We start from the raw sequence: 12,108 nt of genomic DNA, 5'->3' as shown, positions 1-12,108 counted from the left end.
TTTATCACATCTATTGCTTATTCGCCAAGTCCTCCTTCAATAGCTTCAACCATAGCGCTCATAGCTTCTTCTTCATCAGGCCCTTCACATTTAAACTCAAGTTCGTCGCCACATTTTACGCAAGCGCCGAGAACACTTAACACACTTTTTGCATTGGCGATATTGTCGCCATATGCAAAAGTTATATGTGATTTAAAATTCATAGCCACTTTACAAAGATTTCCCGCAGGTCTTAAGTGCAAACCTGTAGGATTTGTAATGACTACCTTCTTGCTAACCATTTATAACATAACCTCCTCGATCAACTTCGCAAGCTTTTTAGCCTCTTCATCAATCTTAGCCTGATCTTTGCCTTCGATCATTACACGCACAAGCGGCTCAGTTCCTGAAGGTCTGATAAGCACTCTTCCGTCTCCGGCAAATTCTTTTTCAAGTTCAGCGATAGCTCCTGCAATCTCAGGATACTCCATGAAAGCTTCCTTCTTGTGTGTAGGAACATGCGCATTTACAAGTGCCTGCGGCATTACTTCCATAACTTTGGAAAGCTCTGAAAGCGGCTTGCCTGTAACTACCATAACTTCAAGGAGATGTAATGCAGATAACAGACCGTCTCCTGTAGTATTGTCATCAAGGAATATGATATGTCCGGACTGTTCACCGCCAAGATTTGCACCGATTTCTTTCATATGCTCAAGAACATACCTGTCTCCGACCTTTGTCTTATCAACCTGTATACCTTCTCTCTCAGCCATCTTAAAGAATCCAAGGTTACTCATTACAGTGGCAACAATAGTATCTTTTGCGAGCTTACCGTTGTCCTTCATGAACTTACCGATAATCGCCATAATCTCGTCACCGTCAACCATCTTGCCTTTTTCATCTACTGCAAGGAATCTGTCTGCATCACCGTCGAAGGCCAGACCGATGTTTGCATTCTCGGTAACAACTCTTCCTCTGAGTTCTTCCATATGTGTTGAGCCGCAACCTGCATTGATATTTGTTCCGTCGGGATTGTTGTGAATAACTACAACATCTGCCCCTAACTGCTTTATTGCCTCAACAGATGTATAATAAGAAGCACCCTCTGCGCAGTCCATTACGATCTTCATTCCTGCAAGACTGATATCAACCGCTCTAAGATTATGATTTATATACTCTTCTTTTGCATCACTTCTGTTCTTGATCTTACCGATTCCGGCACCTGTAGGCATCTTAACGCCTTCCATATTGTTCTTGATAAGTGCCTCGATCTCATCCTCAAGTTCATCGGGAAGTTTGTATCCGTTTGCGTCAAAAAACTTTATCCCGTTGAATTCCATAGGATTGTGTGAAGCCGAAATAACTACTCCGGCATCAACTCTGTATTTTCTTGTAAGATATGCAACCGCGGGAGTAGGAATAACTCCGACATTAACAACATCTGCTCCTACCGAGCATGCACCCGCCATAAGTGCACTTGCAAGCATATCTCCTGATAATCTCGTATCGCAACCTACCATGATAGTCGGTCTGTGATTTACTTCTTTTGAAAGAACATAGGCTCCTGCCTGTCCAAGCTGCATCGCAAGAAGCGGTGTCAACTCATCATTTGCTACGCCTCTTACACCATCTGTTCCAAATAATCTACCCATTACAATAACCTCATTTTTAATTATTTTTTCTAACATGAAGACGAACTTCAGTCGAACCCTTTGCCTTTAATCCGTTCGGGAGAGTCCATTCTACTTTAGCATTATACGTACCGTCTCTGAGCTCTTCTTCGTCATCGGCTGCAACTAACTGTCCAAGATCCACAACACCCGTTATTGTATTGGGATTCACAGCCGCAAGTGCACTTTCCGTGCCCTGAAGAGTTATCGATACTGTTTTATGCTCACTGTCATCCAATTTGACATCATATCCTTCGATCGTGTTCGTAAGAGAAATATTCTTAGTATCAATATCAAAGGTATTTTCCTGAAGAGCACCGATATGAACAACTACGGATGCTTTTCCTTTTTCATCTTTGTCCGCAAAAGTAATTCCGTCCGGAAGATAATTATCCAGTTCAACCGGATAAATAAGATCCTGCGTGCGTCCGGTAATATTAAGATCCGGATCGTTTACGGTAATTGCCTTTATCTTTGATAAAGCTTTGGGCTTTCCTGCGATCTGAATGCGGTTGGGTTTACTCTCAACTTCTCCGACACGCTCATAACCTGACGCAGGTTCTCCCGTTACCGTATATACGATAGGCACAAACTTTGTCTGCAATATATCGATATTCACAAGAACTTCTTTTATATTCATATCGATATTTGAATTATCGATAAGTTCGCCATCTACATCATAGAGCTTTATTTCTTCAACAGTACTGAAATCATCTGCAAGTCCGCTTACGTCAACGCTGACCTCTGCCTTTGCAACCTTGTCTATGTCTGACTTAGCCCCGCTTATCTGAACCTGTGTCTTGTCAATCTTGGGTTTGCCAGCAATATAATCATCAGAGGGCTTACCTGTTGTACGTGCCTCGATATTGACGCCCTTCTTGCTCCTCTTTTCAACTTTCAGTTTAACCTCGTTGTGATCGGGAATTATCTGACTCACATTGTATCTCGAGGTTATATCGATCTTTACCGTTTTCTCTGTATCCAGACCGGCTATGTTCTTTAGATCGGCTGTTGCCACCAGATCTGATTTGGTCATAGAATCCTGAACAGATCTCGGCGCATAAACAGACACGGACTCAAGAACAGTTGAATTGTCGAGTACTTCGACAACCAGTCCCTCTTTTTCCAACTTGTCTTTATTCTGTAATTGAACCGTAACGTCGGTAATCTTGAACCAACTCGGCTGATCTGTAATATTCGTTACCAGAAGCCATATAATAGCCGCAAATACTAAAGAAGCAAGCTTAAGCCCCCAGTTAGCCATCATTTTCTTCATTTTCTCACCCTGGCCTTTCTGGCAAAGTGCTTGATAGGCGCTTCTTCCGTATGCTTGTTTTGTAAACTCTTAAGTCTCGCTCTCAATCTCTCACTATCAACGGATTTATCGAGCTCTCCGTCATATGCAATGCTTATTTTTCCAGTCTCTTCCGATACGATTATAGTCAGTGAATCCGTAGCCTCAGACACACCGATACCTGCACGGTGTCTGGTTCCGAGTTCCTTACCTATTCCCATATTGTCTGACAATGGCAGATAACATGTCGCAGAAGTAACTCTGTCTCCGCGAATTATTACAGCACCGTCATGAAGAGGTGTGTTGTGTTCAAAAATATTTATGAGAAGCTGACTGGTAACAATACCGTCAACATCAATTCCCGTTCTTTCATACTCTGTCAGCGGATAGTTCTGCTGAATAACAATAAGTGCACCTGTGCGAACCTTGGACATTTCAACACAAGCCCTTACTATCTCATTGAGCGTCTTGTCAGAAAAACGTTCCTGGAATTTCACGTCTCCAATCGAAAACAGATTGGAGAAAATATTCTTTCTTCCAAGTTCTTCCAATGCCCTTCGTAACTCCGGTTGCAGGATTACGACAACCGCAATAATGGTTATACTCAAAAATCTCTCAACAATCCACAATATCGTATTCATGTTGAAGAGTACCGCGAGCAAAATGAAAATAATAATTACTATTATTCCCTTAAGCATAGACCACAATCTGGTCTTTTTTGCCCACAACAAAACATGATAAACCAGAAATGCAATAATAACGATTTCCAGAATATCAGATATCCTCATGGAGGGTATACGAAACGCTCTATTGTAATCGAAAAGATCCTGAACTGTTTTCATACCTATCCCTTAGAGAATCATCTGTGCTGATCCATGGCACGGTTGATCTTCTTAACCTTCCTTTCCGGCGCAGAAACCGTTACCTTTGGAACCGCCTTGACATAGTAATAATATTCATCATCTTCAAACTGGACTTTTTCCGTCCTGCTGTAATCCAGATTGAACGCAAAGAATTCGACACCAAACATAAGAAGTGCGGAAATGATTGTTCCGATAACAACTCCGCCGAGTGACATCTGTGTATCGTAAATAAGGTCTCCGATCATAATGCACATGATAAGCGAAACCGCACCTGCGATTATAGCAATCTTCCATGATTTATCCACAGACGATCTGCGAATAGCATAAACAATAGCGATAGTTATCGAAAAAGCCACTATGGAAACGAGCATAGCCTTATCTCCCATAAGACCTTTTATTACCGTCTGGAATGCATTGGCAGCTTCTTCCACTCCTTCACTTCCAAAGGACTGTGAATTCTTGGAGAAGAAAGAAAGCATATACGAAATGATCAATCCGAATGATACGGAAACCATTGATGAAGGTCCTCCGAGAAGTCCCATAGCCAACGGAATCGCATACGGAATATGCATAAAGAAAAACAGCGGAGTCAAAAGAACCGCAAGTGTATCCTTCGGTGAAAATCTAAAGTATAACAAGAACATAAGAATAAACACTATCAATGCAAAAAGCGCACATTCGGATGATAGTGAAAAAAGATGCCCTGTAATAAATATAGCCGAGATAAAAACTATAAAATTAGGTGAAAGGATGGAGCAAAGAAGAGATGCCATCAGAACAATCACAAAATTCTTAAGGCTGTCCATGTATCCCAATTTGCCGTTTATCGTGGAAATTGTGATCAGTGCCAGAAGGAATTTCCACGCATAGGTAATATAAACCTCGTTTTTGATATAAAATTTTTTGATATAAATTTTTAATTCCAATAATGAAGTCATGTTATTGTTCCTTTTCGTACATTCTTGCCAGTTTCTTTAAATTCTCATAATACGCTCTCATACTCCTGCGCATCCTGGAATATCGATATGAATAAATTATATATGAAGCAAGCGAATACACGCCAACAAGCAGGAGGTAGTATACTAGCCACCTCCTGCCGGTTGCGATCAGATTTTCTGTATTGTATAAATCGGATAACACGTTTTCAAAATCATATAAAACATACGCCGCGATGAATACCGCAAAAACAATCGTAGCACTGATAACCGACTTAATAATGTTAAAAGCGACATAATCACTCTTAAAGTAAGAGTTTATCGCATCATTATTTTTCCCTTCACGATCAATAAACGCAGCCATCTTGGTCATCAAAATGACTTTTTCTTCATTTAACATCTTAGCTCCTTAAGTATCCAGGAAACGCATTCCGGCCTTGTTATCCTTCTTGACCGGATCTTGCATGACCGGTCTCTGCTTTGCAAAGCTTGTATTAAGATTATTTGCCATTGATGTCTTGCATTTAGCGCAGAATCTTCCTGTTAAAATCGGCGCACCGCAATTCTCACACTGTATCTGAATCGGTGACCCCTCTGAAAACATAAGTCTCTCATCACGTATCCACTGCTGAATCTGCTTAGTGGAAACCTCATTATCTTCCGAAATCTGCTTTAGACTGGCACGCGGATTATCCAAAATGTACTGCTTAACCTTCTGAAAATCCTCTTCGATTGCTCTCTTGCACTGATCACATATCGCAGGACCTCCGATATGATTAAACATTTTGCCACATCTGGCGCAATTCCGTAAGTTCATAAACATGACCTCCGTTATATTTATGTAGTTTGCCCGATGGCGAGTGTTAAAAAATAAACTTTCTTAACTCCGGCCATTCTTAACAAACGGGAAATCTCATCAATCGTGCTTCCCGTTGTATAAATATCGTCGATAATAAGTACGCACTTAAATTTTACATCATTTCGTTGTATATTAAAAGCCTTTTTCAAATTATTGCGTCGTCCGCGGACATCCAGATTCTTCATGGGAAGCGTATTTCTTGTCCTAACGACCAGGTCGCTTCGCATGGGTATATCAAGAAGTTTCGACAACCTTCCCGCATATACTTCAGCCTGGTTATAACCTCGTTCCGCAGCCTTACGTGAATACATGGGAACAGGCATTATAAGGTCTATTCCAAGCTCTTTAAGTTTCTTTCCAAGGACTTTTTTCGTCGCATTTGCATAAAAATCTGCATACTCCTGTCTTCCCATATATTTGAACCTGTAGATCGATCCCGAAACGCTTCTGTATTCAAATACAGAAAAGCCTCTGTCGTATGCATGTTTTATCTTTGCGCAATCTTCGCAGAACTCTCCGTCAGCGTAAACTCCTTTAAGGCTTTTTCCACATTTTATGCATGTCGGCGGTTTGACATACCTGATCTTTTTGGCACATTCCCTGTGAATAAGACCGCCCCTTTGCAGCTTTCCGTCCTTTATCTCAAAGGTATTCAAAATGCCGTCGCAAACAGGACATCTTCCGGGGTATATAATTTCTTTTACCACGCAAAAAACATCCCGTAAATCTTTAGTTACCGTCTGCATCAAATATCTCTTTTATCCTATCTGCAAGTCCCGTGTATCTCTTGAGCTGCTCTTCATTCTCAGTCATCTCATACAGTGTATTGCTGCTTCCGAGAACACATACCGTACTCTTGGCTCTTGTAACGGCTGTGTAAAGGAGATTCCTGTTAAGAAGCATTCTCGGTCCACCCAGAATCGGCAGGATCACTGCCGGATACTCACTGCCCTGGGACTTATGTATCGTTATCGCATATGACAGCTCTATCTCATCGAGTTCGGAAAAAGGATATCTCACCCTTCTGTGTTCATCGAACTCAACTACAACATCCTGGGAGTATTCATTTATTTCTTTTACAATTCCCATATCTCCGTTATATACACCCATTCCTGAATCAACGGAAATATTGTATTTGCCGACAACCTCCCATTTGGCCTGGTAATTATTCCTTATCTGCATTACCTTGTCGCCCTCTCTGAGGATGAGGTCGCCGTAAGCGTGCTCTTTCTTGGAAGGATCCGGCGGGTTAAGATACTTCTGCAACACAAGATTGAGCTGTACCGCACCGAGCGGGCCCTTCTTCATAGGAGTAAGCACCTGTATGTCATAAGGCGAAGCATTGACATAGCCCGGAAGCTTGTCTCTTATAAGTTGGATCATGTGCTTATATATGACATCCGCGTCATTTCTTTCCAGGAAAAAGAAATCCTTACTCTTATTATCAAGGACAGGCTTCTCTCCTCTGTGAATCCTGTGCGCGTTCATTACAATATCGCTTTCTTCCGCCTGCCTGAATATCTTTTTAAGGAAAATCGTAGGAAACTTGCCGCTTGCGATTATATCTCCAAGAACCTGCCCCGGTCCTACGCTCGGAAGCTGCGAACTGTCACCTACAAGTATCAGATGGACTCCCGGCACAAGTGCTCTTAGCAGAGCGTTAAAAAGGTGAGTATCCACCATGGACATCTCATCAATTATCAGAGCGTCCGTTTCGAGCGGATTGTCACGATTTCTCTCAAACTTAACGCCTTGGCGTCTGTCATTGTCATCTTCCACCTGACCTGTAACTTCCAAAAGTCTGTGGATAGTCTTAGCCTCATAACCTGTAGCTTCCGTCATTCGCTTGGCCGCGCGTCCCGTGGGAGCTGCAAGCATGATATCAAGCCCTTCCGAGGCGTAATAATTTATTATCGTATTGATAGTTGTGGTCTTACCTGTTCCCGGACCACCGGTAATTATTACAACTCCGTTTGCGATGCTCTTTATAACAGCGTCTCTCTGGAGGTCGTCAAGTTCTATTCCCTTCCTGCGCTCTATATCAAGAATACGTTTTCTGAACAGCTCTTCCTCTTTGGGACCTATCTTTTCCGAAATATTAAGGTCGTGCAGCATCGCTGCGCATCCCTGCTCCTCGTAATAATAAGAGGCTGCATATACATTGCCCTCTCCCTTACATACAAGTTTCTGATCCATAATAAGGTTCTGGATCTGCGTCATTATATCGTCTTTATCGATAACATCCTGTGGACTGTTCTGCAAAAGAGTCGCTGTCTTACCCGCAAGTTCGTTCATGGGCAGGTATGTATTTCCATCCATGGATCCCTGAAGCAGGGTGTACATGATACCGCTTCTGATCCTGTACTCCGAATCGACACAAATACCTACTTTTCCGGCAATATCATCTGCTATCTTAAATCCGATTCCCGCTATGTCATCCGCAAGTTTATACGGATTCTCTTTAAGTATTCCGTAAATCCCCGCACCGTACCTGTTGTATATTTTGACAGCCATAGCATTTGTTATTCCATATTGCTGCAAAAAGATCATCGCATCGCGCATTTCTCTTTTGTCCGCCATCTGGATGGAAATATCTATAGCTTTCTTCTCACTGATTCCTTTGATCTCAGCAAGTCTTTCAGGCTCATCTTCAATTATTCTGAAAGTATCTGCTCCGAATTTTTTGACGATCCTGGCAGCAAGGGCTTCTCCTACACCCTTAATTGCTCCGGATCCAAGATATCTTTGCATAGAAACGGCATCATCGGGAACTACTATCTTATAGGATTCTACTTTGAGCTGATGGCCGTACACGGGATGTTCAACATATACACCCTCCATCTCCAATGTATCGCCTACATCCGCATCTCTGAAATTTCCGATGCAGGTAATCTCATCATCTTCCGTAACAAGATTGACCACCGAATAACCGTTTTCCGAATTTCTGTAAATAAAATGCTCAATATAACCTTTGACGTTTTCTTTTTCCATAGTGAATAGTATAGCATAATAAATAAGACCCGATTCTTAAGATTTCTTAAGAATTGAGTCTTTCTTCAATCATATTTTATTCAGATCACAGTTTGCTTGTTTCCGAATTTCCATCCGTGTTCTGTTCCGTCTTCTCCTCAGCGGGAGCTTCGGGAATATTGTAATTTCTCTTCAGATTCTCATAGAGCATCTGTGCAAAGCCGTTACTCTGCTTATCTACAGATGTCGCACATACATCCTGAAGTGTCTGATCCTTGAAATAATCCACCAATGTGGAAGTTGAACTATCTGACTTTTCAGGTTTAAGCGAATCAACAGACTTCTGCATCTCCTTGAATATCTGCTCAAGGAAATAAGACTCGAAGCCCTTGCATGCAGCCCAGAGTTCATCATCGGAAGTCTTCTCGTTAGTCTGCTCGAGCTTGTTTTTAAGAGCATCGGTAGCGGCATTCTTGCTCTCCTGCATCGCATATTCAGTTATGCCGGTTGCATTTAAACCTTTAATATCAAATCCCGCCATGATTATTCTCCATCAATTATCTCTTAAGACCGTTTGCTGTCTGCATCATCTCGTCTGTTGTCTGGATTGCGGTTGAGTTCATTTCATAAGCTCTCTGAGCAACGATAAGATTTACCATCTCAGTTGCCACATTAACGTTGGATCCCTCAAGATAGCCCTGCTCAAGTGTGCTGCGCTTGATCTCTCCGTTTGCTTCAACCTCAAGAATAGGCTCTCCGCTCGCAGCAGTCTCCTGCCAAGCCGCACCGCCGACTCTCTCAAGTCCCTCTCTGTTGCGGAACTGCCACAAACCGATCTGAGGTCCAAGCTCCTGAGGAACGCCTTCTTCATTCGGATAGTAGATCTTTCCATCTCCGCCGATAGTAATTCTGCTGGCAATAGCATTTCCATCAACCACGATAGGATTGCCGTCTATTCCAAGAACAGGATTTCCTTCAGCTGTTGTAAGCTCAAGAGTTGTTCCTCCCGTTTCCTGAAGAGCCCATGTAAAATTACCGTTTCTGGTGTACTGAACAGTCTCTCCGTCCGCAGCGGTATAAGCAAAGAAGCCGTCTCCGCTTATTGCAATAGCTGCCGGGTTGTCACTGCTCTGGTAAGATCCCTGTGAAAAATACTGATTTATAGTAGATGTACGAACACCAAGTCCCACCTGTGAATTGGTTGGCTTAGGTTCGCCGTTTGCTGTAGTTGTAACTGTCTGAAGCTCCTGGTACAAAAGAGACTTAAACTGTGCTCCCTGTGCCTTATATCCGACTGTATTAACATTTGCAAGGTTGTTCGATATAGTATCTACGTTTGTCTGCTGGGCATTCATTCCTGTTGCCGCTGACCATAAACTTCTAACCATAGACATACCTCCCTCTCTTTGGTATGTATCGGCACAATGTCCGTAATACTTTATAAAAAAAGTATAAATTTTTATATCAAACCAATTTTATTACTGAAGTCTTCCAAGCTGATTTGCAGCAATATCAAGCGTATCATCGATAGTCGTTATCATTCTCTGGTTCGTATCATAATTTCTCTGTACTGCGATCATATTGACCATCTCATCAACAACAGATACATTGGACTGCTCCAAAAATCCAGAATACACACGTCCGGTTCCCTCTATAGGATTGGCTCCGTTGACGGGAATATACATGTTTTCACCGTAATGCTCAAGATTATCGTATGTGATACGTCCGTCAGCGTATGTTGTCTTCTCAAAATCAAAGACTCCGATAGTTGATACTATCTCGCCGTCCTGTATGATATTACCGTTCATGCTGACTTCAACCGGAAGTGAAGGATCAAGCTGGATATGTCCTCCGTCCTGTGAAAGAACAAAGTCACCATCCTGAGTAACAAGCTCTCCCTCTTCAGTCACTGTGAAATTACCGTCTCTGGTATACATTATATTAGTCTGATTCGGAACATCTCTCTCAATATTCACGGCTTTATTGGTATATTCAATTCCAAAAAATCCGTATCCGCCGATAGCCATGTCATATTTGTGTCCTGTCTCCTTCATAGGGCCTTCGGACCAATCAACATAGCCTTCACCAATCTTTACACCGGGATTAATAATGCCCAGTCCACGCGCAGTGAACGGGGCATCAGTATAATCTTTAATTTTGAGCGCAAGCTGATCACTGAAAGACTGTGATGTTGCGCCTTCCTTCTTATAACCGTTGGTGTTGGCATTGGCGAGATTGTTTGTCAGCACATCCATTCTGTGCTGCTCATTGATCATTCCTGTGTAAGCAGTATAAAGACCTTTTACCATTCTCTTTCCCTCATACCGTCCTGGTCATTCCTTATAGTTCAATCCTTGATATATCTTATTGCGGATCATCAATCCTGATGGTAACCGACAATAAACTCTACATAGCGGCCTGTTCCGATGGCAACTGCCGTCATAGGATCCTCTGCTGTCATAGTATTGATTCCGGTCTTTGAATAGATAAGATCTTCAAGTCCGCGAAGAAGTGCTCCGCCACCTGTAAGAACAATTCCTCTGTCGGCGATATCTGCCGCAAGTTCCGGAGGTGTGTTCTCAAGAACACTGTGAATAGCTTCAATAATCTGTGATGTAGGTTCTCTTAGTGCTTCCTCTGTCTCTTCAGAAGATACTCTTACAGTCTTCGGAAGACCTGTAACAAGGTTACGTCCCCTTACATCGAGGAAATCGTCTTCCGGTCTTGGATAAGCCGAACCGATCTTAATCTTTATATCCTCAGCAGTTCTGTCACCGATAAGAAGATTGTGCTTCTTTCTCATGTAACGAACGATAGCTTCATCAAAGTCATCTCCGGCAACCTTAACGGATGTACTTACAACCGTTCCGCCAAGAGAAATAACTGCAATATCAGATGTACCACCGCCTATATCAACGATCATGTTTCCGCAGGGCTTTGTTATATCAATTCCTGCTCCGATCGCTGCTGCGATAGGCTCTTCGATAGTCTTAACATCTCTTGCACCGCAAAGTCTTGTAGCATCTTCTACGGCTTTCTTCTCAACTTCCGTAGCTCCACTGGGAACACATACAGCTATAAAAGGTTTCCTATGAAATTTTTTACCGATAGCCTTCCTAATGAAGTATCTCATCATCTGCTCAGTAATTTTGTAATTAGAGATAACTCCCTGTCTCAGAGGTCTTACGGCGACAATATTGCCGGGTGTACGTCCCAGCATAAGCCTTGCATCCTCACCGATTGCCTTGATTTCCTCTGTATCTCTGTCATAAGCAACTACAGAAGGTTCCTTAAGAACTACTCCCTTGCCCCTTATGTAAACAAGAACAGATGCCGTTCCTAAATCAATTCCGATGTCTGCGTACTGCATAATTAAAGGTACCCCTTTCAAAACTGTGTGTCATTCATTTATTTCAGCGCATAATTGCGGATAATAAAATGTTAATAATACATTGCCATTATAAACCATCTTATTGAGATTTAAAAGGGGCTACCTTTATTTATATCGGACATTTCCTAATAAAACTTAACTTTCAAA

At 42.2% G+C, this 12,108-nt stretch carries 13 protein-coding genes; all 13 read right to left on the bottom strand.

Annotation, left to right across the window (positions count from 1 at the left end):
* Nucleotides 1-17 precede the first annotated feature (17 nt).
* Nucleotides 18-281: an HPr family phosphocarrier protein gene (locus T356_RS0110485; RefSeq protein WP_026514441.1), complete on the bottom strand. Its 264-nt coding sequence runs from the start codon at nucleotides 279-281 to the stop codon at nucleotides 18-20.
* Complete coding sequence (gene glmM / locus T356_RS0110480) at nucleotides 282-1,631, bottom strand: phosphoglucosamine mutase (RefSeq protein WP_026514440.1); 1,350 nt, start codon at nucleotides 1,629-1,631, stop codon at nucleotides 282-284.
* A gap of 16 nt (nucleotides 1,632-1,647) precedes the next feature.
* The gene (locus tag T356_RS0110475; RefSeq protein ID WP_026514439.1) at nucleotides 1,648-2,925 is read right to left on the bottom strand and encodes a CdaR family protein; all 1,278 of its coding nucleotides are present in this window, start codon (nucleotides 2,923-2,925) and stop codon (nucleotides 1,648-1,650) included.
* Nucleotides 2,922-3,785: a diadenylate cyclase CdaA gene (gene cdaA, locus T356_RS19135; RefSeq protein WP_035780965.1), complete on the bottom strand. Its 864-nt coding sequence runs from the start codon at nucleotides 3,783-3,785 to the stop codon at nucleotides 2,922-2,924. Before cdaA ends, T356_RS0110475 begins: the two co-directional genes overlap by 4 nt.
* 17 nt (nucleotides 3,786-3,802) lie before the next feature.
* A complete protein-coding gene (locus T356_RS0110465) occupies nucleotides 3,803-4,744 on the bottom strand; it encodes a hypothetical protein (RefSeq protein WP_026514438.1) in 942 nt (313 codons plus the stop codon).
* Nucleotide 4,745: 1 nt separating this feature from the next.
* Complete coding sequence (locus tag T356_RS0110460) at nucleotides 4,746-5,141, bottom strand: hypothetical protein (protein WP_026514437.1); 396 nt, start codon at nucleotides 5,139-5,141, stop codon at nucleotides 4,746-4,748.
* A 9-nt stretch (nucleotides 5,142-5,150) separates the two neighbouring features.
* The gene (locus T356_RS0110455) at nucleotides 5,151-5,558 is read right to left on the bottom strand and encodes a flagellar protein (RefSeq protein WP_026514436.1); all 408 of its coding nucleotides are present in this window, start codon (nucleotides 5,556-5,558) and stop codon (nucleotides 5,151-5,153) included.
* 20 nt (nucleotides 5,559-5,578) lie between these two features.
* A complete protein-coding gene (locus T356_RS0110450; RefSeq protein ID WP_197020904.1) occupies nucleotides 5,579-6,307 on the bottom strand; it encodes a ComF family protein in 729 nt (242 codons plus the stop codon).
* 22 nt (nucleotides 6,308-6,329) lie between these two features.
* Nucleotides 6,330-8,591: an SF1B family DNA helicase RecD2 gene (gene recD2, locus T356_RS0110445; RefSeq protein ID WP_026514434.1), complete on the bottom strand. Its 2,262-nt coding sequence runs from the start codon at nucleotides 8,589-8,591 to the stop codon at nucleotides 6,330-6,332.
* 85 nt (nucleotides 8,592-8,676) lie between these two features.
* On the bottom strand, nucleotides 8,677-9,111 hold the full coding sequence (locus T356_RS20410; RefSeq protein ID WP_051563361.1) for a hypothetical protein: 435 nt from the start codon (nucleotides 9,109-9,111) through the stop codon (nucleotides 8,677-8,679).
* A gap of 16 nt (nucleotides 9,112-9,127) precedes the next feature.
* A complete protein-coding gene (locus T356_RS0110435) occupies nucleotides 9,128-9,958 on the bottom strand; it encodes a flagellar hook-basal body protein (RefSeq protein WP_026514433.1) in 831 nt (276 codons plus the stop codon).
* Between the two features lie 90 nt (nucleotides 9,959-10,048).
* Complete coding sequence (locus T356_RS0110430; protein ID WP_026514432.1) at nucleotides 10,049-10,879, bottom strand: flagellar hook-basal body protein; 831 nt, start codon at nucleotides 10,877-10,879, stop codon at nucleotides 10,049-10,051.
* Between the two features lie 68 nt (nucleotides 10,880-10,947).
* Nucleotides 10,948-11,940 (bottom strand): rod shape-determining protein, encoded by a 993-nt coding sequence (locus T356_RS0110425; protein ID WP_026514431.1) that lies wholly within the window; start codon nucleotides 11,938-11,940, stop codon nucleotides 10,948-10,950.
* Between the last annotated feature and the right edge of the window lie 168 nt (nucleotides 11,941-12,108).

The organism is Butyrivibrio sp. LB2008 (assembly GCF_000621565.1).
GTDB lineage: Bacteria > Bacillota > Clostridia > Lachnospirales > Lachnospiraceae > Butyrivibrio.
This window is presented reverse-complemented; position numbering and strand designations above follow the sequence as displayed.